Genomic DNA, 22,952 nt, shown 5'->3' with positions numbered 1-22,952 from the left:
GCTCAAGCTATAGAGGAATATATCAAATACTATAACGAAGAAAGGATAAAGAGCAGATTAAAAGGCTTAACTCCGAAAGAATATCGGAATCAAGCCTCTATTAATCCTATGTTTTAAAATGTCTACTTTTTAGGTCCCACTTCAATTTCCTGTTTCATTTCTTTGCTTTTCATTTATTAAATGATCAAATTCGACAATGTAGCTAAAGTACAAAGTAGCTACAATCAGAAAAATTAAGATTGATACTAGACCAAAATTTTCTGGTTTAAAGTAATCAGCAATCCCAATGATAGTTTCTCCAAAGGTAATGATTATCAATAATGTTAATCTTTCCAGTATGTGAGAAAAGATAATTGGGTGCCGACGAGTATACTTTCCAGTGGTTGCTGGTAATAGCCAACTGATAATAATTCCGAGGAATGCCACCCAGCGACCGATATGATTATCAAAAAATCCACCAATAAAGAGTGTTACTGTTCTTAATAACAAAATTAGTGCAAATGTTCTAGCGATTGCCTTGTCGTTTTGATTATTACTCTTAAAGTAAACAATTAGATATTCAATCATTAGAGTTAATGACAATAATCCAGCTGCTAGGAAAAATCGTTGTAGATGGTAAAAATCAGTCTCTGAAAATGCGTTAGACATGTACAGGAGAATACCCATATCAAGAAAATAAAAGAGTATATCTTGCCATGATGATTCGCCATAACGATTAGTAAAGACTGATTGGAACATCCATGAATTAATAAAGACAATAACGACTACTGCAAAAATAATAAAAGATAGTGGACTGACTACACCGTGCTCTAAATGATGAAGTAATTCTGTCGCTTGAGAAATCATATACGCGAAGACTAAGTCGTAAAATAATTCAATCATTGAAACACGTTTAGTAGGTAAGTTATCCATAATTTCATCTCTCCTCCCTTTTTTCATATTCTAGATTATGAAAATAAAAAATACTAGTGTAATTAAAAGAGAAAAAATTATTTCTGATCTAACGTAAAATCTTCAGTTTCAACATAAAGAGTCATATTTTTGCGATAGTAAGTAAGTGATTTAAGAGTGATTCGCAGAGTATGCAATATTTCATTATCAGATAATTGATGATTAGAAAGAATCGAATAAACAAAGCTCATGCGCAATTTATGTGTGGTCAGCGGCATTCCAATTATTTGTCTGTCTGGTGCAATTCTTTGGTTAACATTAAAGTCTGAAGCATAAGGCTCACCGTTTTTACGAGCAAATAAGTAAGGGTCAGAGTTTTTTTCATAATTAGTATGGCTAGTGATGTATTTTTTAAGCTCTTCGTTATCTAGATGTTTAAGTAACTCACTGGTTCTCAAAACGATAATTTCTTTTGGTTTAAAACCAGCTGCAATTGCTGCCATCATCTTAACAGTATCGGGATGAATATATTTGTTTTTGATCAATTCAGGCAGATAAGGCATCCAATTAATGATGTATTTTTGCTTACGATCAAATCTGTTTCCTCGCAAAGTTAACAGAGGATAGGTAATAATGTAGCCATACTCGCTTAAAAAGACGAAATACATTTTAATATGGCTCAGATATTTGTTAACCGTGTTGCTTTTAAAATGCAACTGAGTTTCAAGTGAATCTAAAAAATTGCGAATATCGCCGCTTCTAACGTCGTTAACATTAGCGTCAGCGCCAACGTTACTTGCATAGTAATTCCAAAAAGTAGTAATGGATTTAGCAGCTAAAGAGATAGTTGAATCAGCTAATTTCTTTTTTTGTTTGCAGTATGTGCGGAATTCTTTTTCATAAGGAAAGCTCATATAAAAATCATCCTTTCTAGAAAATATTATATCATTTTCAAGTATATTGTTACTAAATCAAGATTTATAAAAATCTAGGTTTCACTACGTTCAACCCGAAAAAAGCTTGATAGAAATTAACGCTTGTTGTATTATTTTCTTTGTTAACTGAATAGGTGATGACGTTCACCATTAACCGAGAAATCTAATGACGTCTACTTTACCCTGAGGGGTGGAGTGGACGTTTTTTGTTTGGGGGAATTAAATTTGTCTACGAAAATTGGTAATTATATTAGTGTCGCATTTTTTGCCTTTTTTGGAGGGATGGCACGTGCAAGTTTAAATGCTAGTTTTAGCTTTTATGGTACTTTTTGGGGAAATATCATTGGTTGCTTTTTGTTAGCATTTTTCACATATTTCTTTATGGAATTTAAGACTATGCATCAATGGTTAACTGTAGGATTAGGTACAGGTTTTGTTGGTGCCTTTACGACTTTTTCTACTTTTAACTTAGACGTGTTGAAAAATATTCAAGCAAATATGCCATTAACTGCCTTAATTTACTTTGTATGCTCAATTATTTTTGGATTCATTTTTGCGTATATAGGCATGTATGTTGGTAAAAATGCAGGTCAATTATTGAGAAAGGAAGATTAAGTTGAATTTACTTTTAGCAGGAATAGGGGCATCCCTTGGCGCAATGCTTCGTTATGCAATCACTAATTATGGTAAGAAACACTGGGAATGGATCGGCAAAAAATTCTCTAATTTGCCTATTCCAACGTTGTTCATTAACTTGACTGGTGCTTTTATCTTGGGCTTAGTTTTCGGTATGAAGGCTAATGTATTCGTTTATGCCATAGTTGGTACCGGCGTATTAGGCGGGGATACGACATTTTCAACGATGAATACAGAACTAGTCGAGCTTTATAAAAGCAGAAACTGGCGCGGACTTATTTTCTATGCACTAGCTTCATATCTTGGCGGTTTAATTTTAGTTTTTGCTGGGTATTACTTAGGCTTATTATTTTAATTTGGATAAAAATTTTGCAATGTCATTAAGTTAAAGCATTGAAAAATTAATAACTTGGTTTATAGATCATTCATTTGTGATTCTATCGCATTTGAATGATCTTTTTTTATTGACATTTTTTAAAACAAAATTATACTGTTTTAATAAAAATATAATAAAAGGAATCTGTAACTCATCTAAAGTTACTAAAAAATTCTTGGAGAAAAGGTTTTGATTAATGATGAAACAAAAATTTTTAAAGATATTTGTTATCTGTTTTAGTATTTTTGCAATAATTGATAGTGGGCTATATATTTTTGGTGATTTTGAGTGTATCAGAGCTTTACTTGAGCTGATAGGTGATAAATCTGTTATCAGCGTAATCCTTAGGTGGATCATAATTATAGCAGCTATTGCAGTAAGTATCTTTATAAGAAGATATTACGAAAGTGAGCAGAAGAGCAAATGAACTCTGCTCATTTTTTATTTTAAAAAGAAAAAACCGAATCAAAATGATTCGGTTCATAAAGTCAGATCTTTATGACTAATTAGTCTTCGTCTTTAGTTAATTCATAAATTGCTTCAGCATAAATAGCAATTGAATTAATCAAGTCATCAACTTTCATATATTCGTTTGCTTGGTGCATTACCATTGGTGCATCTTCAGGTTGGGCACCATATGCCACACCATGCTTAAAGAGTCGGCCGTAAGTACCACCACCGATAACAACTTCGTGACCCTTGTTACCAGTTTGGCGTTCATATACCTTAAGTAAAGTTTGAACTAATGGATCATCGCCTGGTACGTAGTGAGGTTCTTCAAATGATGAGAAGCTTGCTGATAAAATGTCACCAAATTTTTCTGTAACTTGCTTTACCATTGTGTCTGGATCAGTGCCTTGTGGGTAGCGGATATTATCCTTAAGAACTGCATCCCCATCTTCGTCATATTCAAAAATAGAAGGAGCAGAAGACAAATCACCCATTAAATCATCGTGGTGGAAGACGCCTAATTTCTTACCTTGGAAGTCTTCATGTTCAACATCTGCTAAGAAGTGAATGTAGTTCTTGTCGCGACCTGCAAAATCAAATTGATCTAAGAATAAACCTAAGAAAGTTGCAGCGTTGCGACCAACTTGTGGAGCAGATGCGTGGGCACCTTGACCAGTTAATTCAATCTTAGCAACATTGTCGTCAATGTCGAATTGACCTTCTAACTTATTGTCAGCTAAGAATTGATCAAATTTAGCCTTGATTTCTGCAAGATTGTCAGCTTGGATAGTAGCGTAAGCCTTTTGTGGAGTTACGTTTTCAGCAATACCAGCTTCAAACTTTTTAAGAACTACTGAGCCTTTTTGATCGTCATCTTTAAACTTAAGTACTAAAGTGTAAATTCCTTGTTCACCGTTAATGATTGGGAATTCTGCATCAGGAGAGAAGACTTGATCAGGAGTTGGTTCATGCTTTAAGTAGTAATCAATACCAACCCAATTGGTTTCTTCATTAGTACCTACAATAAAATCGATCTTCTTCTTAGGTTCAAAACCTGCTTCTTTAAGTAAAAGCATACCATAATATGCTGCAAGAGCTGGGCCTTTATCATCGGCAGAACCACGGCCGATGATCTTGCCGTCTTTAATAAGCATCTTGAAAGGATCAGTTACCCAGCCGTCACCTGCAGGAACAACATCCATGTGGCCGATAACACCAAGACGCTTATCACCATCACCATAGTCAACGCGTCCTGCGTAGTTATCTACATTCTTAACATGAAAGCCATCTCTTTCAGCAAAAGATAAAAACTTCTTCATTGCCTTAACTGGTCCAGGACCAACAGGGTATTCCTTAGAAGTATTGTTTAAATCTTCTGATGAATCAATAGCAATTAATTCGTCTAAGTCACGTAAGATATCATCCTTTTTTGCTTGAGCAAGTTTCTTGTAGTCTAAGTCCATATTCATCCTCTTTTCTTATTTTTAGTTAGTTTAATTTTATCGAAAAAAAGCATTTTTGGCAATGATTAAGGGAATATTAATATTGTTTTTCCTGAGCATTAAAATAGTAATCGTTTTCAAATATATATATAATTATTCGTAGAAATATAGGTAAGGTTAAAAATAGATTGGATAAAATTATGAGACAACATGTTCCCAGTTTAGACAACAATTTAACTAACGATGATTTTTTAGACTTAATCATTGCTTGTTTTCACTCCGTAATCTTTGGTACAGTTGACCAAAATGGTGAGCCACATACAAGCATTGTCGATTTAGATTTTAGAGAAGACAACCGTTTAATCTTCGCAACTACGAATAAAAAGAATTTCTATCGCAACATTAAGGGTAACAACCGCGTTTGTCTTACTGCTCTGCGTGGTAGAGATATACCAAGCAGCGTTGGTTTTACGCTTAAAGGATATGTCGATGAAATTAGTCCATCATATCTGGATGAAATTCTAGAAATTAAACCAGAATTGCGTCATATTTATGATGATAAAACAGAAGATTTAGATGCGCTGCGTGCATTTGCACTCACGCCAATTCTAGGGTCAGTATATGACTTAAGAAACGGTCGTGTCTTTCAGAAACAATTTGATTTTGTAAACGAAAAAGAGCCGGTTTAACCGACTCTTTTTTATGTTGTATATAAAATGATTTTACATATTCATTTCGCGCTTTTCTTCGCGTTTACGAAGCCATGGCAATAAGAAACCTAAACCAAAGAGCACGATAACTGTGATGATGTTCATGAGTAATTGGTGGTTAAATGCGGCACTACCAAATGTTGCTTCAGCTTCTTGAGGAATGAATCCTAAAGTGGCACAGATAAAGGTGAAGATCAAGCACCACCAGCCCATGATCAAGGCACCAGTTCTGTTTTTAATGAAGACGTAATCTGAGTGGAATTTTTCTTGGTGCATACGAAGCATTACGAATGCGAAGAATACCCAACAGGTCTTGTATGGTGAAATAATACCGTTAATGTTTAATAACCAGTTATAAATTGAATTGATGTTTGGTAAAGTACCGGTAAGCAAAAGCAAGAATAATGCCAAGCCACAAGTCAAAGTATATGAGTGAACTGGACGACCAGTCTTGTCCTTTTTACCAGTAAGCCATTTAGGCATGTATTTATCAGCAACGTCACCAGCAAATACACGACTTGATGCATCAAGTAAAACAGCTAATTGAGCCATCATGAAGATAGCTTGAACAACAGCAAAGATGTACATTAATACCTTGCCCCAGCCTAAACTTTCACCTAAAAGTTGGAAAGCATAGTAAGGACCGTTCATCTTGAAGTCATGTGGAATGTGGTGAGCGTTAAAGAATATAGCTAATGCTAAAGTACCAAAGATGGTTAAGAAACCAGTCATGATAGCTAACATCCACATAGCCTTAGGAAATTCGTGCTTTGGATCACGCATTTGAACAATATAAGGAGCAGCTAATTCAGCACCTGACATAGCGAAGATTAACAAACCAGTAGTTGAGAAGTATCTCAAACTAAATGATGGTTTAAATGCACTCAAGTTGAATGGTTGAGTAGCAATATGGTGACCGTGCATTACAGCCCAAACTGCAAGTAAAACAAACAGCATGGACATGATGAACATAGCACCACCACCGATTAGGGAAAGAAGTTCTAGTGAGTTCTTAATGGCATTTTCAACTAAGATGAATACCAAGATAATTACGAAAGTTAAAATACCGAATGCAAAAGTGGACATGTGCTTGTCCAAGGTGTTATTACCCAAAATAATCCAAGAGAATGAAACAATAACTGAGTTGGAAACGTCAACAAGGTAAGGAACAGTTTGTACCCAGTACATCCATGAAGTCCAGTAACCTAAAGTATCGTTAGATGAGTGACGAACCCAAGAAGCAAGACCACCAGCTTGGTCTTTGAAAGTTAATCCCATTTGACTAGACATCAATGCGTAAGGGATAACGTAAGCAAATAAAAGGAATATCCAAGAAACAACTACAGATAAACCTTGGTTTTGAAATGGGTAAAAGATGTTTTCAAAACTGATAATAGTTACGAAGTCGATTAAAGCGATAACCGGCCATTTCATGTAATGCTTTTTGCCCGGCTCGAAATTAATGGTTTCGATTTCTTCTGACATAAAATATTTTCCTCCAAGAATTTATTCAATTGTAAAAAAACTAATCTATCCCTGCGGAGGAGAACATGGCAAGTGCACTTGTTTAAAACCCCCAATATTTATATAATGATGTGTACTGTAAGTTACGATTCTTAGCTGCATTTACAGCATACTGTAAAAAGATTATAAAGATTTATATAAGATTTGCAATATGTAACTTTAATTTGTAATGAAATTGGAAAGGGAAAATATGGATCTTTTAAAAATTGCTATTGGAAATGGAGTAAATATTAGTCAATTGCGAGATTGGGCATCTGTTCCGCTTGATCAAATCGAAAATAGCGCTGAACTGGCTGCGATTGTGATCAAAAACGGTGATCAAGTTGCTAAACAGGAGGCAGCAAAATTACGTGCACAATCCGATTTTCCTATTCCTGTTGTTGAGGTAGATGGTCAAACTACTCAAGCAGACATTGAAAAAATAAATAAGGCTGCAAAAGATTATGAACAAAAGATGGTGCCAGGTTTTTTAACTGATTTAATTAACTTTGCATCAGCTAAGCCAATCAGTTTTACTACACCTGGTCACCACAATGGCCAATATTACGATATGCATCCCGCTGGTCGAGTTTTTAACAAGTTCTTCGGCAAGAATTTAATGTTTGCTGATACGAGTGATACAGTGCCTCAATTAGGCGATACGATGACTCATGCAGGTACGCCTCTTGATGCAGAAAAGTTAGCTGCTAAAACTTATCATGCAGATAAAGTATATTTCTGTACTAACGGTACAACTAGTGCCAACTCTATTTGTGCTAGTGCACTTTTATCTGAAGGCGATCTAGTATTATTTGACCGCAATAACCATAAATCTTTATATAACAGTGCTTTGGTAATGAGCGGTGCTAAGCCAGTTTATATTCCAACTGATCGTAATGCTTTAGGTTTAATTGGAGAAATGGATCCTGATTTCTTAACAGAAGATAAAATTCGTTCTGAAATTGCTAAAGTTGATCCAGAAAAGGCTAAAGCCAAGCGTCCATTCAGATTAGCTATTGTTCAAGCTGAAACTTATGATGGTGTCTTTTATGATGCTAAGTGGATTCTTGATAAGATTGGCAAGCTTTGTGACTACATCTTGTTTGACTGTGCATGGGGCGGTTTTGAAGAATTTGTCCCAATCATGGAACACTTATCACCACTTTTGCTTAACTTAGGACCTGATGATCCTGGTATTTTGGTAACTCAATCATTGCATAAGCAACAAGCTGGTATGGCTCAAGCTTCACAAATTTTAAAGAAAGATTCTCATATTAAGGGTCAAAAGCGCTACGTTGACCACAAGCACTTTAATCATGAATATTTGAAGTTTGTAACTTCATCATACGCATATCCTTTGTATGCTTCATTGACTGTTAACTCTTACGTTACTGCAGGCGAAGGTAACAAGAAGTGGTGGGACAAGATCTTACGCATGGGCATTGAATGGCGCAAGGAACTTTTAAAGAAATCCAAATTGTTTAAGCCATTTGTTCCAGATAACTTCTTAGATATTCCAACAGATGAACTAGCAACTAACGCTAAATATTGGAATATGAGTAGAGAAGATAATTGGCACGGCTTCACTAAGATGGGTGAAGGCGAAGCAATGATCGATCCGCTTAAGATTACGGTAAAAACGCCAGGTATCGATGTAAAGAATGCTAAATATACTGAAAAGGGTATTCCAGGTGCAGTTGTAGCTGAATTTTTGATGGAAAATCATATCATTCGCGCTAAAAATGATTTGAACTCACTTTTGTTCTTGCTCACTCCGGGAGATACTCAAGAAGAATTAGATACTTTGCTTGATGCATTCTTGAAGTTTGAAAAGTACTATAACGAAGATGCTTTGGTTAAGGATGTACTTCCAGTTTTGTATAAAGAATATCCTGATCGCTACAAGGGCTATACTGTTAAGCAGCTTTGCCAAGAAATGCATGAATACTACAAAGACAACAATACGTTTGTTCTGCAACAAGAATTATTTGAGAAGCCAGGGATGCAAGACTACGAAATGACTCCTTCAGAAGCTGACCAAATGTTTAAGCGTAATGAAAATGAAGTAGTTGACCTTGAGGATGTAGTTGGTAAAGTTGCTGCAGAAGGTGCTTTGCCATACCCACCAGGTGTGTTCATCGTGGCTCCTGGTGAAAAATGGGGCAAGGTTGACCAAAAGTACTTTGAAGTTTTGGCACATGCAATTGAGAAGTTCCCGGGCTTTGTACCTGAAATTCAAGGTGTATATTTGGATCAAAATGATGATGGCACATTAAAAGTGCAAGCAGAAGTTATTAAGAAATAAGAGGGATGAAGAATGAGTTTTTCTTGGAAAGAAAATTTACCTGAAGATTTAAAGGAAAAGGTTACTAAGGTTGAAAAGATGATTCAACCTCGAATTGAAGAAATTGATGAACAAGTTTTGTACAACCAACAACGTGTACTTGATTTATTCAGAAAACACCATGTTGGTGAAGAAGACTTAGTTCCATCAACTGGTTATGGCTATGACGATATTGGCCGTGACAAGATCGAAGATATTTATGCTGACTACTTCAAGACTGATGATGCCTTAGTAAGACCACAATTTGGTTCAGGTACACACGCAATTACTGTTGGTCTTTTCAGTATGCTTCGTCCAGGAGACACCCTTTACTACTTGACTGGTACTCCATATGACACCATTCAAGAAGTTATTGGTTTAGCAGGTAACAAACCAGGCAACATGAAAGAATGGGGCATTAACTTTAAGACCACCGAATTAACAGATGATGGTCAAGTAGATTATGAAAAGGCTAGAAAAGATCTTCAAGATGACAAGATTAAGGTCGTAGCTATTCAAAGATCTCTTGGTTATGCTACTCGTAAGACTTTCACTATGGACAAGATCAAGAAGATGCTTAAGTTCATTAAGGAAGTTCGTCCTGACGTTAATATTTTTATTGATAACTGTTACGGTGAATTTTCAGAATATGAAGAACCAACTTTCTACGGCGCAGATATGATGGCTGGTTCACTTTACAAGAATGCTGGTGCGGGCTTGGTTAAAGGTGGTGCCTTTTTAGTAGGTCGTCAAGATTTAATTGATGGTGCTGGTTCTCGTTTAACAGTTCCAGGTGCAGGTAAAGGCGAAGGTGCAACTTGGGGTTACTTACGTGATATTTACCAAGGATTCTTCATGGCACCACATACTACTGGTGAAGCTCAAAAGGGTATGGTATTTACTGCCGCACTTTTGGAAGAAATGGGCATGGAAGTTTCACCTAAGTGGAGCGATCCTCGAAGCGATATTGTTCAAACCGTTACTTTCGGTAAACCAGATCCAATGGTTAAGTTCTGTGCAGCTATTCAACACTACTCACCAATGAACTCATTCGTTGATCCAATTCCATATCACCAAGATGGTTACGAAGATGAAGTTGTTATGGCTTCTGGTTCATTTGTAGAAGGCTCAACTATCGAACTTTCTTCTGATGGTCCACTTCGTGATCCATACATGTTGTATATCCAAGGTGGCTTGTCTTATGCTCATGATAAGATTGCCATTACTCATGCAGTTGAAGAAACATTCTATAAGTAAAATAAAAAATTAAACAAAAAATAAACTGTCTTGAAAGTAATTTTTCAAGGCAGTTTTTTCATGGATATTTTTTAATTAATCGTCTTCTTGTAAAATCTGATTAATCCTTTGAACGGCTTCATTAGAGCCAATCAAAGTGATTTGATCATGCGGATAAATAATATCATCAGCAAGTGGCACTTGGTTTAATTTGCCATCGTGAACAATTGCAATGACGTTAACATCGTAGTTTTTACGAAAATCAAGTTCACCAAGTGACTTATTAAAGAAGCGTGGATTTTCAACGCTGACTTCAACTAAGGAAATATGCTTAGAAATATTGAAGTAGTTGACTACGTTAGGATGAAGCTGACGGAAAATCAATTGCCGTGCCATGTCTTGCTCTGGCTCAATTACGTGATCAGCGCCGATTTTTTCTAGAACTAAACGGTGGTTGTGATTATTGGCACGCGTAGTAACATCAGGAGCACCAAGCTTCTTAGCTAACATCGTGGCAATAATGCTACCTTCTACGTTTTCTAACAAAAACATGATCAAATGAACCGATGTCAAGATCACGCAATTCTTCTTCATCAGTTGCGTCCGCAATTACAGCGTGTGTAACTAGGTGAGCAACATCATTAATTGCTTCTTCGTTTGAATCAATTACTAATACGTCTTGTTCAGCTTTTAAAAGAGCTACAGTTAATGCCATTCCAAATTTTCCTAAACCTAAAACGGCGAAACTTTGTTGTGAATTAGCCAATGATAATTTCCTCCTCTGGATAACGATAGCTTTGTTTTGAAGGGTGTGACATAAAGATTGAATACATGAAAGTGTAAATTCCAACTCGTCCAATAAACATTAAAGCCATAATAATGATTTTTCCGAATAAATTGAGCTGTGGGGTAAGGCCTAGCGTTAAGCCAACGGTCCCGAATGCGGAGACTGCTTCAAAGACAGCCTTAGTAACACCATTATGAGCTAAGGATGGCTGAGTCATGGTGAGTAATAATGTGGCTAAAATGATTAATAGAATTGCGGAAAAGAATAGTGTTAATGCACGGTTGATATTGTTGCGAGTAAATCTACGATGAGAAAAGGCAGCATCTTTTCCTGTGAATGTACCGATACATTGCAAGAAAAGAATTCCAATTGTTGAGGTTTTAACCCCACCTGCAGTAGAACCTGGAGTACCACCGATGAACATTAAAATAATTGTAAGTACGATTCCGGCAGTGCTGAGTTTGGTATAAGGAACAGAGAAGAATCCGGCAGTTCTTGGTGTTACTGCTAAAAACAGTGTATTGAAAAAGCGTTGGACGCCATCTAAACTACCGCTAAATTGCTTAAGATTTTCTTCACTGAATAAAAATCCAATTATTGATAAAACCAAGATAATAAAACCAACGGTTAATGCAAAGCGGGTGTGCAGACTAAGTTTATGGCGAATATGATAAGTTAAAAGATCGCGCCATACTAAGAACCCAAATGATCCAGCACCAATTAAAAACATGATCACAGTTAAAACATAAGGATTATTGTTTAACTGTTCAAGTGATGGGCCAAATAGGTCAAAGCCCGCGTTACAATAAGCTGCTACTGAGTGGAAAATGCTGTACCAAATACCTTTTCCAACTCCTAAGCGTGGCCCTAAAGCAAAGTATAGCAATATTGCTCCTACTAGTTGGATAATTAAAGATAGTCGGATGATTAAACGCACTACTCTAAATTGGGAAAGGTGATTAAGATTAAGTGCTTCACCGGTTAACATTCTTGCTCCTAAGCTTAAGCGTTGATGAGCAAAATTGCTAAGCATAACAGCAAAGGTCATAAAGCCTAAACCACCTACTTCAACTAATAACATGATAATTAATTGACCAAAAAAGGACCAATGAGTTGCTGTAGTAACTGTGCTTAGTCCGGTAACACAAACAGCGGATGTAGCAGTGAAAAGTGCATCGGAATATGCTGTGGCTTTTCCTGCTTTATCTGCAAAGGGTAGTGATAGTAAAATACTGCCGATGAGGATAGTCACTAAAAAGCCAACAGTTAAAGCTAGTGAAAAGGTGATACGCCGATGAAAAAGATGTATCAAGTTTTTTCCTTCTTTCTCTTGGTAGAATAATTTAATTATAAGCCATTCATGTGATAATTAAGATTATTTTCTGCTTGTTATCATACTCTGCTAAAATGGAGCTAGTATTTTTAATAGTTAGGTCACTTCAATGAATCCAGAAAAAGTATTAAAAAAGGTCTATGGCTATGATGAATTTCGGCCAGGACAGAAGCAGGTTATCGATTTAGTTTTAAAAAAGCAAAATGTACTAGCAGTGATGCCAACTGGTGCGGGAAAATCACTTTGTTATCAAGTACCAGCTTTAATGAATTCTGGTGTTACCTTAGTCATTTCACCCTTAATTTCATTAATGAAAGATCAAATAGATAGCTTAAAGCAAAATGGCATTAATGCTGCAGCATTGAATTCAACTACGCCACAAGAAGAGGTAAATCCAATTTTACGTCAAGCTTATGAAGGCAAAATCAAGTTGATTTATATTACACCAGAGCGTTTGGCAATGGATTATTTTAGATATCAGCTTAATTTCCTAGACATTGATTTAGTTGCAGTTGATGAAGCCCACTGCATTTCTCAATGGGGACACGATTTCCGTCCAGCGTATCGTCAAATATACGAAGGAATCACTTCTTTGAAAAGTAAGCCTAATGTTTTGGCATTAACTGCCACGGCTACGCCCGCTGTTCAAGATGATATTAGTGCACAGTTAAATATTCCTAAAGAAAATACGATTATTACTTCATTTGCTAGACCAAATTTGAGCTTTAAGGTAGTTAACTCTCCTCAAAATACTAGGTTGTATATCGCTGAATACATTAAAAAACATCCCGACGAAGCAGGGATCATCTATACCAATACGCGTAAAAAGGTAGAAGAATTAACTGATTATTTAGCTAAAAATGAAATCTCTGTTGGCGCATACCATGGCGGAATGGAAAATAAAGAAAGAGAAAATGTTCAAGAAGCATTTCAGTTTGATCATATTCAAGTAATTGTAGCAACCAATGCTTTTGGTATGGGGATAGACAAGAGCAACGTGCGCTTCGTTATCCACGCTTCAAGTGCTAGAAATATCGAAAGCTATTATCAGGAAGCCGGAAGAGCCGGACGTGATGGTGAAGAAAGCGAAGCGATCATGATTTATCATCCAGGTGATTTAAGGCAGTATCGCTACTTTATTGATGAATCTGATGCTAGTGAAAAATATCGTGAGTTGCAGTATCAAAAATTGCAGTCGATCACTGATTATGCAAATACCGGTGAATGCTTACAACAGTTTATAGTTCAATACTTTGGGCAAAATTGCGAGCCATGCGGTAAATGTTCGAATTGCTTAAACCAAGACGACTTAGTAGATATTACTGCTGATGCCAAAAAAGTAATTGCCATGATTTATGAACTAGATGGCCGCTTTGGTAAAAATGTTGTAGCGCAATGCTTAACTGGTTCAGATAGTCAAAAAATGCGCGATATTAATGCTAAGCAATATGATCATTTTGGCAGTCTTAAATTAAATCAAAAAGAAACTGTTAGTTTAATTGACTACATGATTGCTTCTGGGTATTTAGAAATCGAAGGTACTAAATATCCACTGGTTCACGTAACTAATCGCGGTTGGGATGTGCTTGATAATAAACTCACGGTAAAAAGACGAATTGCCAAAGTGCAAAAGAAGACTTACGTCTTTGATCAAGATGAAGATACTAGCTTATTTGAAGTATTAAGAAAAAAGCGTTGGCAGATTGCTCAAAAGCAGAAAGTACCAGCATTTATGATTTTTTCAGACCGCAGCTTGCACGATATGGCTAAAATCAAACCACGTGATCAAGATGAATTCCTAGAAGTAAATGGTGTGGGTGAAGCTAAGATGAAAAAATATGGTGATGTCATGCTTCAAGCTATCCAAAAATATGCTGATGCTAAGTAAAATACGGTAATTTATTTACAGATAGCAACTATACCAATTTTAAATTTATTGCAAAATGACCAATTTTATGTTGGCGTATTACTATCTTTTTTATTACAATAGGGGTAAACGAAAGAAGGATTACGTTATGGCTAAAAAGACATTAATTTTGTATTACTCATGGTCAGGCAATACCAAGAAGATGGCAGAAAAGATTAATAATGAAATTGCTGATAGTGATCTCGAAGAAGTAACAGTAGCTGATGGCACCTTTGATTCAGACCAGTATAAGACTAATGACATCGCATTAGATCAAATTCAAGGAAAGCAAGATTATCCTGAGGCTCAACTTAAGGATATTGACTTTAATAAATATGATTTGATTTTAGTAGGTAGTCCTGTTTGGTCAGGCTATCCTGCAACCCCAATTAAGTCATTACTTGAAAAAATGAAGAACTACAGAGGTGAAGTTGCATCATTCTTTACTTCTGCAGGTACTAACCACAAAGCATATACCAGTCACTTTAAGGAATGGGCAGACGGCTTAAATGTTATCGGCGTTGCACGCGATGACAGCGAAGTTAATGACTGGGTAAAGTAATTAAATAAAATTTATTATGTAAAGCAGCGGATGCTGCTTTTTTGTTTTGCTTGAGAATTAATAGTTGATTTAGTCACTTTATTAATATATTAATGTGAATAAGGTGAAGATATGAACTTAATTAATCAGGTTTCCAATAAGGGGCTAGTTCTAGACGGTGCTATGTCTACAGCACTTGAAAAACAAGGGATTGATACTAATACAGACTTATGGACGGCAGTAGCTTTGGAAAATGATTTAGACAAAGTTTACCGAGTCCATATGAACTATTTTAAAGCTGGTGCACAAATGACAATCACTGATACTTATCAAGCAAATGTGCAAGCTTTTGTTAAGCATGGCTATTCTGAAGATAAGGCTAAAGAAATGATTGCTAGTGCAGTAAAGATAGCTAAAAAGGCACGCGATGATTTTGAAAAACAAACTGGAATTCATAATTATGTAGCTGCATCAGTTGGACCATATGGTGCATATTTGGCTGAAGGCGATGAATTTCGCGGCGATTATGAATTAACTCAAAAGCAGTACTTGAATTTTCATTTGCCAAGATTAAAGGTGCTTTTGCAAAATAAGCCAGATTGTTTGGCAATTGAAACCCAGCCTAAACTTGACGAGGTTGTGGCAATTTTGGATTGGTTAAAAGAAAACGCACCTGAAATGCCAGTATATGCTAGTTTTACATTGCATGACACGACTAAGATTAGTGATGGTACGCCTTTGAAAAAAGTAATGGAAAAGCTAAATGAATATGATCAAGTTTTTGCCGTTGGTGCAAATTGCTTCAAGCCATTTTTAGCAACGGCAGCAATTGATAAAATGCGTGAATTTAGCAAGAAACCAATTATCGTTTATCCAAATTTGGGTGGTGTATATAACGAATTCGAAAGAAACTGGATTCCGTTTAATGCTAAGTTTGATTTTGGCAAGCTGAGTAAAGAATGGTATGAACATGGTGCCCGCATAATTGGGGGATGCTGTTCAACTGGTGTTAAGGAAATTAGTCAAATTTCTGCCTTTTACAAGACTTTAAATAATCAAAAAAGTAAAGAACAAACAGATCTGAAATTGAATGATAATTTGATGAAATCACGTAGTTCACATGCGTAATTATTAGATATATGTTTGCAATAAAAATATTGACAATTGCAAAACAAATCTCTTTTATTTTTTTCGAGAATTTGCTATTATAATAGCGGAGCGTGTGATGAGCGCTCCGAGGATGAAAAGGCTAAGCAAGATGTCTCTTATGGCATCTGCTGATAGGAAGAAATTTGAAGGTGTAGAAAAGCCATTAAGGACATTTTCCTTAGTGACTTTTTCTTTTGCAATAAAAAATGACCACTAAAACTAGTGGTCATTTTTGTTTAGAAATCATTTTTCGGTGTTCTAGGTGTTACCTTGTCCCAGATAGCGTCAACGATACCAATCCACATCAAACCAAGGGCGACTGAGCCGCAAACGTCTGATGGGAAGTGTGCGTAAACGTAAACTCTTGAGATCATAACTAAAACTAGCCAGACACTTAATAGAACGTTTAACCAAATTCTAGTGGTTCTATTTTTAACCAAAGCTGGAATTAGGATAAGCATCAACCAAAAGACGATGATTGACATGCCTAAAGTGTGTCCACTTGGAAAACTAAAGCCGTCATCTACTGCAAGGTGTGCTGCAGGACGAGCACGTTGAACAACATGTTTAACAATCCAACCAAACGCATCAGCTGTAATTAAAGAAACTACAATACTGAGCGAGAGGGGACGTTGCTTTTTTATCCATAGAATTATAGCAATAAGCAGCATCCAAACCAGATCAACTTTGGTATCGGCAAGGAACGTAATCTTGAGCATTAATCCCTTTAATCCGGGGATAGTATGAACTAGTTGCTCAAAGAAATTGTCGAATCCATTGATCCAGCTTGCATGCATCATAATTGAGATTGCCAAAATCAAGAAGATTGGCAATCCTACACAAATAGCTGTGATATTTTTCTTTCGCATTTTCTTCCTCGATAATTTTAATTTTGTAACAACTAAGAGTGTATCATAGAATCGTTGGTGAATAACATTTTTCTTGAAAATGAGGTCAAGATGGAAGTCAAAGAAATAAAGCAGAATAAGAAAAAATACATATCATTGCTTCTTTTAGCCGATGAGCAAGAAAGCATGGTCGATAAATACCTCAACCGAGGAACGATGTACGTTCTAACAGATCGTGGAATAGTTATGAGCGAATGCGTCGTTACTGATGAAGATGGAATTTTAGAGATCAAAAATATTGCGACTACTCCTGAATATCAAGGACATGGTTATGCCAAAAAATTAATCGATTTTGTATGCGAAAAATATAAAGGAAAGTATGAAATTGTTCAGGTGGGCACTGGCGATAGTCCATTGACGATTCCCTTTTATGAAAAATGCGGCTTCAAAAAATCGCACCGAGTACGTAATTTCTTCACCGATAATTATGACCATCCAATAATTGAATGTGGTCATCAATTAGTTGACATGATTTATCTGCAAAAGAAAATATAGGCTGTCCACTTTTTTAATAATTCAGATAAAATAGATATTGATAAAAGTAAAAGTTTAGAGGATTTATTAATGGAAAAAAATACCAAAAATATGTTGGCAGGTAAGCCATATCGTCCTGATACAGAAGAGTTAGGTAAGTTTTCAAGTTTAGCTCATCGCTTGTCACGTGACTACAATATGACTGCCGATGAAGATAAGCTAGAAAGAAACGCTATCATCGATAAGCTTTTCCCAGACCATGGTAAAAATGTTTATTTGCAAGGACCAATTGAAGTAGATTACGGTCGCTTCACCAAATTAGGCGACAACTTTTATGCTAACTTCAACTTAACTATTTTGGACACTTGCCCAATTACTATCGGTAAAAATGTAATGTTTGGTCCTAACACTACTTTAGCTACGCCACTACATCCCTTACTTGCCGATCAAAGAAATCCTAGAATGCAAGAAGATGGAAAAGTTGCAGATATTGAATACGGCGCTCCAATTACTATTGGCGATAACTGCTGGCTTGCAAGCAATGTTACTGTTTGTGCTGGTGTAAAAATCGGCAACAACTGCGTGATTGGTGCAGGTTCTGTAGTTACTAAGGATATTCCTGATAACTCATTAGCTGTCGGCGTACCTGCGAAAGTAATTAGAACTTTATCAGAAAAGGATCGTTTAAAGAATTATCCATATTAGATAGATAATTTTTATCTAATCTGTAACTCCAATGAAAAAAATAAATGCTAATATTATGCTGTAGGGAAATTAACATTTCTGGAGGGTTCTAAAACGAAACATTTTAAGCTAAAGAAAGTATTAACGAAGACAGCAATTTCGCTAGCTGCAGTTTCTGCTTTGCCAATTGCTGCAGTGGCAAATTCTAAGACTGCTAGTGCCGCATACGATGAAACTGAGATGCGCAGTTTTGTCAGAAAAACCATTGCTAACTATTATGCAAGAGGAACTACTGTAGTTGTTAAAGATGGTCATCCTCAATAAATTAGTTATGGTTATGGCTATTATGGCAAGCGTCTTGGTGCAGGAAACAGCAAAGTTGTGTATCCAGTATGTTCACTTCAAAAAGTGATCACTGCCGCAATTATTACGCAGCTAATTTATGATGGAAAATTCACTCAAGATACCAAGATTTCTAATTGGTATCCTAATTTAAAGGGTGCTTCTAACATCACTGTCGGCAATTTGATGACTCATACTTCTGGTCTTAAGGCAACTGATACCGAAGTTAACCGTGGCCGCATCTATTCTGAAAGCGACGCAATCAACTGGGTAGTTAATAAGTTGAATTCAACTACTCAAAATACGCCTGGTAAGTTTTCTTATAACAATACCAACTACATTTTACTTGCTGGCATTATTCGCCAAGTAACGGGTAAGTCTTACAAGCAAAATGTGCAAGAACGTGTTATTAACCCATTAGGTTTGAAGAGAACATACTTCCTTGAAGATATTCCTTCTGGCATGACCGATGGTATTTCTTATACTTGGAATTCTAAGAACTATCAATGGGCTCAATATGTTAAAAAGCAACAAGCTTCACAGCTTGTTGGTGCCGGCAACTTGTTCTCAACACCAATGGATTACTACAAGATTCAAGTGGGTTTGACTAACGGTAAGATTTTGGATCAAGCTGAATATAACTATATGACTAACTTGAGTTCTAAGACTTCAAATGGTTACTCAGGTGGTATGTACATTAAGGGAAACCTTAAGTCAGCTTATGGTAACCTTTACAACACTCACTTTGGTAATTGGGTTCAATTAACTAGTGATAACAAGAATGGTTTAATCATGTTCTTGAACCAAACTCAAAACGATGAAAACAGAAACAAGACTATTGGTTACCAAATTTTGAACCACATTCAAGCTAATACTTTTAGCGCAAAGTAAAATAATATTTTAATCCTGCTACTAACTTATGGTAAACTAATAGCAGGATTTTTTGTTAGAGGTGAAAAAATGGTCAATGGAGGAGTCTTAATTAGTCAAGATCTGTCATGTGCAGGTCAAGTTTCATTATCAGTAGCCTTGCCTATTCTGGGAGCTAGCGGACTTAAGCCGACAGTTTTGCCTACCGAAATACTGTCGACGCATACGGGCTTTAGTCATAATACTTGCTATGATCTAAATGATGAAATGGAGAAGATTCTACATCATTGGCAAGAGATTGATCTAGAATTTGATGCACTGTATTTAGGTTATTTAGGCAATCCAGCAATTGATTTTTGGCTGAAAAATATTGATCAGATAAAGCATAAGAAAGAGAATTTTTTGCTTGATCCTGCAATGGCTGATCATGGCAAAATGTATCGCGGTTTAGATGATGAATATATTGCTAAAATGCGGCAATTGTTGCCAAAGGCAACAGTTTTAACGCCGAATATGACAGAAGCAGCGTTTTTATTAGATAAAGAAGTTCCAATGCCAACAATAAAAAATGCAAAAGAATTAGCGCAAAAATTGGTTGAACGCTTTGCAGTGCCGAATGTGATCATCACTGGAATTAATTTGACCAATGAAAAAATTGCAGAAATCGGAATTACTGAGCAAAGAGAATGGTCACTAATTCAAAAGAAGTTGCCAGGTTCTTTCTTTGGTACAGGCGACATGTTTGCCAGTAGTCTCTTAGCGGCATATTTGCATGGCATTAAGCTAGAGAGAAGCTGCTCAATTGCAGCTGATTTTGTAGAGCAGGCAATTATCAATACGCCTGTGCAAGATAAACGCCTTGGTCCAAACTATGCGGCAGGGATGCTGGATTTACTAAAAGAGATAAAAAAGAAGGATAATAACGAATAAAAATGAGAAAAGACATTAATTCATTACAATCTTTAATATTTACTGGTTTATTTGCGGCAATTATTTATATTGGTATCTGGGTTTTACGTATCCCTGTACCAGCCATGGTGGGTCGTCCATTTATTCACTTTGGCAACACCTTGACTGCAGTGGCTATCCTTTATCTAGGCTATCGTAATGGAATGATTGCCGGAATTATTGGCCTTGGCGGATTCGATCTGCTTAACGGTTATGCAGCAACTTCATGGCTTACTATGTTAGAAGTTGTGGTTGTAGCGACAGTTTTAACCGCTGTTTTTAAAGGGATGAATTATCAAGATACTAAGAAAAATATTATTATTCTAGGTATCATTGCTGGTGTAACCAAAATCTTCACTACATATTGCGTATCAATTGTTGAAGCATTGATGGTGGGTACTAGTCTGCAGGTTGCTTATATTGGAGCCTTCGTCAGCTTGCCAGCGACTGTGATTAACTCTATTTCTACTGCAATTTGTACGCCAATTTTATACTTTGCTCTTAAAGACTCGATCAAAGCTATTATGAAAAAGGCACATTAATCAAACAATAGATTTTACACGTGCATTTATGGGTGCTATATTAAAATTATTGATTTATTAAAAAGGATAGAATCATGAACGAAGATTTGAAGAAAAAGAATAAACGAAATAATCTGATCATCTTAGCGATCGGATTAATCATTATCATTGGTATCATTGCCGGCTTTAGCATTCATAATCATCGTGTTGCTACACAGACTGCAGCTGAAAAGTTTGCACGAACTCACTTTAATCCTAATGTCAAAATTGATGGGGTTAAAGTAGGTAAGTTAACTGTTCAAAAGGCTACAGATAAGATTAACAAGAATGCCAAGAATGTAGTTAAATTAAAAGATAATAAATTAGTGTATAGTTATAGCACTACTAGTTCAATTGATGAGCAAGAAACTAGTGAGTTGTTTAAAAAACAACAAACTAAGACGCCATCAGACAAGAGCTACAGCTATACTACTAAGAATTTAGCTACTGCTAAAAACAAGCTAAATAAGCTTAAGAAAACAGTTATTAACTACAAGATTAATGGTAAGACATATAAGTTAAAGGCAAGTAAGCTTTTAAACGATGTTTCTTACCAAGATGGTAAATACCAATTTGGTGATACTAGTAAATTAACTGCAAAGTTAAACCAAATTGATAAAGAAGTTTCGACTTTGCACAGAAGTTACAAGTTTACTGTCCCAGTTGGCAACAAGGTAAAGGGTAAGACCATTACGGTTAAAAACAAGACTTGGGGTTGGGGCGTTTATGTTCAAAAGACTCGTCGTCTTTTGCTTAATGCTTTTGCCAAAGGCAAGACTACTTTTGATGGTGCTGATGCTATCTATGGCTTGGGTTACAGTACTTATGCCCATGGTTACGGCAGATCCAACCAAGAAATTGGTAATACTTATGCCGTTGTTTCTTTAAAGAAACAGGAAGTTTGGTTAGTAAGAAACGGCAAGCTTAAGGTTCACTTGAAAGACGTTGTTACCGGTACGATGGAAGGTAGCAAGGGTGATCAAACTCCAAGAGGTGTTTGGTACATCCACTACAAGCAAAGAAATGCTACCTTGCGCGGTAGTAACGATGATGGCTCAAGCTATGCCTCACCTGTTAACTACTGGATGCCATTTACTTTGAGCGGATGTGGTTTCCACGATGCTAGCTGGAGAACTGACTGGAGTAAGAAAGCTTACTTAAAGGGTGGTTCTCATGGATGTGTAAATGTTAAGCCAAGTGAAATTAGAAGCGTTTGGAACAACATTTCTAAGAATGAACCAGTAATTATTTATGAATAAGATTTAACAAATGAAAGAAATAGGACTACCATAACAGGTGGCCGGATAAAAATCCTTCCTCCTGAAGTGATTATTACATAACCTATTTTCTTCATTATAAATCTCGCTAAAGTCGCAGTAACGTTATGTATGTTGCTGCGGCTTTTTTTATAAATAAATGTTAATAACTATAAAAAGAATGTTATAGTAAACATTGTAAGAAAAGAGGATTTTGAAAAATGATCGATATTTATAATGAAAAACTTGCAAAATATGCAGATGGTGATCGCCGTATTTTTACTGCAACCTTTTTGCGTCCTGATGATCGTAAGGGAATTTTTCAAAATTTAACTGTTAATAATGAAGACAATGTTGTCGTTAAGCAAATTGCTTTGCGGATGAGTAAAGCATTTAAGGAACTGAACCTTGAAAAAGGCGACGTTGTTCAATTTGAAGCAATCGTTAAGCAAAATAGCCGCGGTGAATATACTGTTGAGCGTCCTACAGGAGTAGAGAAGATCAGCTCTGCAGAAGACGAAGAAGATAGCGGCGTTCATACTGTTGGCGACGATTGGGATTGGTTTGAAAAGTAATTAAATATAGAAAATTTAAGAAAAAGAAAATGTTGATATATCAATGCTAAATGAAGTGAGACCCAAAAGTTAGACACTTTTGGGTCTTTTATTATGACTAAATTTAATAAAGAACAA

At 36.1% G+C, this 22,952-nt stretch carries 22 protein-coding genes, 2 pseudogenes and 1 riboswitch; of the genes and pseudogenes, 16 read left to right on the top strand and 8 right to left on the bottom strand.

All coding sequences use genetic code 11. From position 1 onward, the window contains the following. The coding region (locus RDN22_RS07240) for an IS3 family transposase (RefSeq protein ID WP_308554877.1) at nucleotides 1-117 on the top strand (117 nt) is incomplete at its 5' end. Nucleotides 118-141: 24 nt separating this feature from the next. Here the strand turns inward: RDN22_RS07240 and RDN22_RS07235 are convergent. Continuing rightward, nucleotides 142-912 carry a low temperature requirement protein A gene (locus tag RDN22_RS07235; protein WP_308557061.1) on the bottom strand — a complete coding sequence of 257 codons (771 nt, stop codon included), beginning with the start codon at nucleotides 910-912 and terminating at the stop codon, nucleotides 142-144. A 77-nt stretch (nucleotides 913-989) separates the two neighbouring features. After that, a complete protein-coding gene (locus tag RDN22_RS07230) occupies nucleotides 990-1,805 on the bottom strand; it encodes an integrase (protein WP_308557059.1) in 816 nt (271 codons plus the stop codon). A 145-nt stretch (nucleotides 1,806-1,950) separates the two neighbouring features. Next, nucleotides 1,951-2,009, top strand: a riboswitch (Fluoride riboswitch). A gap of 99 nt (nucleotides 2,010-2,108) precedes the next feature. On the opposite strand from RDN22_RS07230, the gene RDN22_RS07225 reads away from it, so the two are divergent. Then, nucleotides 2,109-2,441: a CrcB family protein gene (locus RDN22_RS07225; protein ID WP_374043091.1), complete on the top strand. Its 333-nt coding sequence runs from the start codon at nucleotides 2,109-2,111 to the stop codon at nucleotides 2,439-2,441. A 1-nt stretch (nucleotide 2,442) separates the two neighbouring features. After that, complete coding sequence (gene crcB, locus RDN22_RS07220; RefSeq protein WP_308557055.1) at nucleotides 2,443-2,817, top strand: fluoride efflux transporter CrcB; 375 nt, start codon at nucleotides 2,443-2,445, stop codon at nucleotides 2,815-2,817. 527 nt (nucleotides 2,818-3,344) lie between these two features. Here crcB and pepV read toward each other — a convergent pair. Continuing rightward, nucleotides 3,345-4,751, bottom strand: coding sequence for a dipeptidase PepV (gene pepV / locus RDN22_RS07215; RefSeq protein WP_308557053.1), 1,407 nt, complete (start codon nucleotides 4,749-4,751; stop codon nucleotides 3,345-3,347). A gap of 179 nt (nucleotides 4,752-4,930) precedes the next feature. Here pepV and RDN22_RS07210 point away from each other — a divergent pair, with 179 nt between their 5' ends. Further along, complete coding sequence (locus tag RDN22_RS07210) at nucleotides 4,931-5,419, top strand: pyridoxamine 5'-phosphate oxidase family protein (protein WP_308557051.1); 489 nt, start codon at nucleotides 4,931-4,933, stop codon at nucleotides 5,417-5,419. Nucleotides 5,420-5,452: 33 nt separating this feature from the next. Here the strand turns inward: RDN22_RS07210 and RDN22_RS07205 are convergent, their stop codons facing one another. Then, entirely contained in the window at nucleotides 5,453-6,925 is a 1,473-nt protein-coding gene (locus RDN22_RS07205; RefSeq protein WP_308557050.1) for an amino acid permease, read from the bottom strand. A gap of 229 nt (nucleotides 6,926-7,154) precedes the next feature. Between RDN22_RS07205 and RDN22_RS07200 the strand changes: the two genes are divergently transcribed. Next, nucleotides 7,155-9,248, top strand: a complete 2,094-nt coding sequence (locus RDN22_RS07200; protein ID WP_308557048.1) for a putative ornithine decarboxylase — start codon at nucleotides 7,155-7,157, stop codon at nucleotides 9,246-9,248. Between the two features lie 12 nt (nucleotides 9,249-9,260). Next, nucleotides 9,261-10,523 carry a methionine gamma-lyase family protein gene (locus RDN22_RS07195; protein ID WP_308557046.1) on the top strand — a complete coding sequence of 421 codons (1,263 nt, stop codon included), beginning with the start codon at nucleotides 9,261-9,263 and terminating at the stop codon, nucleotides 10,521-10,523. A 75-nt stretch (nucleotides 10,524-10,598) separates the two neighbouring features. Here RDN22_RS07195 and RDN22_RS11385 read toward each other — a convergent pair whose 3' ends face one another. The 3 genes and pseudogenes from RDN22_RS11385 to RDN22_RS07185 form a co-directional block, all read right to left on the bottom strand. Then, nucleotides 10,599-10,898, bottom strand: a complete 300-nt coding sequence (locus tag RDN22_RS11385) for a cation:proton antiporter regulatory subunit (protein ID WP_374043092.1) — start codon at nucleotides 10,896-10,898, stop codon at nucleotides 10,599-10,601. A 69-nt stretch (nucleotides 10,899-10,967) separates the two neighbouring features. Next, nucleotides 10,968-11,217 (bottom strand): annotated as a pseudogene (locus RDN22_RS11380) (NAD-binding protein); the annotation flags it as partial. 43 nt (nucleotides 11,218-11,260) lie between these two features. After that, nucleotides 11,261-12,601, bottom strand: coding sequence for a potassium transporter TrkG (locus tag RDN22_RS07185; protein WP_308557044.1), 1,341 nt, complete (start codon nucleotides 12,599-12,601; stop codon nucleotides 11,261-11,263). 130 nt (nucleotides 12,602-12,731) lie between these two features. Here RDN22_RS07185 and recQ point away from each other — a divergent pair, with 130 nt between their 5' ends. From recQ to mmuM, 3 genes are all read left to right on the top strand, one after another. After that, nucleotides 12,732-14,510 (top strand): DNA helicase RecQ, encoded by a 1,779-nt coding sequence (gene recQ, locus RDN22_RS07180; RefSeq protein ID WP_308557042.1) that lies wholly within the window; start codon nucleotides 12,732-12,734, stop codon nucleotides 14,508-14,510. A 127-nt stretch (nucleotides 14,511-14,637) separates the two neighbouring features. Continuing rightward, nucleotides 14,638-15,090, top strand: coding sequence for a flavodoxin (locus RDN22_RS07175; protein WP_308557040.1), 453 nt, complete (start codon nucleotides 14,638-14,640; stop codon nucleotides 15,088-15,090). A gap of 111 nt (nucleotides 15,091-15,201) precedes the next feature. After that, entirely contained in the window at nucleotides 15,202-16,197 is a 996-nt protein-coding gene (gene mmuM, locus RDN22_RS07170) for a homocysteine S-methyltransferase (RefSeq protein WP_308557038.1), read from the top strand. A gap of 257 nt (nucleotides 16,198-16,454) precedes the next feature. Here mmuM and RDN22_RS07165 read toward each other — a convergent pair whose 3' ends face one another. Then, nucleotides 16,455-17,087: a phosphatase PAP2 family protein gene (locus RDN22_RS07165; RefSeq protein ID WP_308557036.1), complete on the bottom strand. Its 633-nt coding sequence runs from the start codon at nucleotides 17,085-17,087 to the stop codon at nucleotides 16,455-16,457. Nucleotides 17,088-17,177: 90 nt separating this feature from the next. Here RDN22_RS07165 and RDN22_RS07160 point away from each other — a divergent pair, with 90 nt between their 5' ends. The 7 genes and pseudogenes from RDN22_RS07160 (at nucleotide 17,178) to RDN22_RS07130 (ending at nucleotide 22,835) form a co-directional block, all read left to right on the top strand. Further along, nucleotides 17,178-17,621: a GNAT family N-acetyltransferase gene (locus tag RDN22_RS07160; RefSeq protein ID WP_308557034.1), complete on the top strand. Its 444-nt coding sequence runs from the start codon at nucleotides 17,178-17,180 to the stop codon at nucleotides 17,619-17,621. 69 nt (nucleotides 17,622-17,690) lie between these two features. After that, a complete protein-coding gene (locus RDN22_RS07155) occupies nucleotides 17,691-18,305 on the top strand; it encodes a sugar O-acetyltransferase (protein WP_308557032.1) in 615 nt (204 codons plus the stop codon). Between the two features lie 135 nt (nucleotides 18,306-18,440). Next, nucleotides 18,441-19,517: pseudogene (locus tag RDN22_RS07150) on the top strand (serine hydrolase domain-containing protein). A 69-nt stretch (nucleotides 19,518-19,586) separates the two neighbouring features. Continuing rightward, the gene (locus RDN22_RS07145) at nucleotides 19,587-20,426 is read left to right on the top strand and encodes a PfkB family carbohydrate kinase (RefSeq protein ID WP_308557030.1); all 840 of its coding nucleotides are present in this window, start codon (nucleotides 19,587-19,589) and stop codon (nucleotides 20,424-20,426) included. 2 nt (nucleotides 20,427-20,428) lie between these two features. Next, nucleotides 20,429-20,986, top strand: a complete 558-nt coding sequence (locus tag RDN22_RS07140) for an ECF transporter S component (RefSeq protein ID WP_308557028.1) — start codon at nucleotides 20,429-20,431, stop codon at nucleotides 20,984-20,986. A 74-nt stretch (nucleotides 20,987-21,060) separates the two neighbouring features. After that, the gene (locus RDN22_RS07135; protein ID WP_308557026.1) at nucleotides 21,061-22,263 is read left to right on the top strand and encodes a L,D-transpeptidase family protein; all 1,203 of its coding nucleotides are present in this window, start codon (nucleotides 21,061-21,063) and stop codon (nucleotides 22,261-22,263) included. A 218-nt stretch (nucleotides 22,264-22,481) separates the two neighbouring features. Continuing rightward, complete coding sequence (locus RDN22_RS07130; RefSeq protein ID WP_308557024.1) at nucleotides 22,482-22,835, top strand: hypothetical protein; 354 nt, start codon at nucleotides 22,482-22,484, stop codon at nucleotides 22,833-22,835. Nucleotides 22,836-22,952 lie beyond the last annotated feature (117 nt).

This window comes from uncultured Lactobacillus sp. (assembly GCF_902491705.1).
GTDB lineage: Bacteria > Bacillota > Bacilli > Lactobacillales > Lactobacillaceae > Lactobacillus.
The sequence above is the reverse complement of the archived record's forward strand: the minus strand, read 5'-3'. Positions and strand labels throughout refer to the sequence as shown.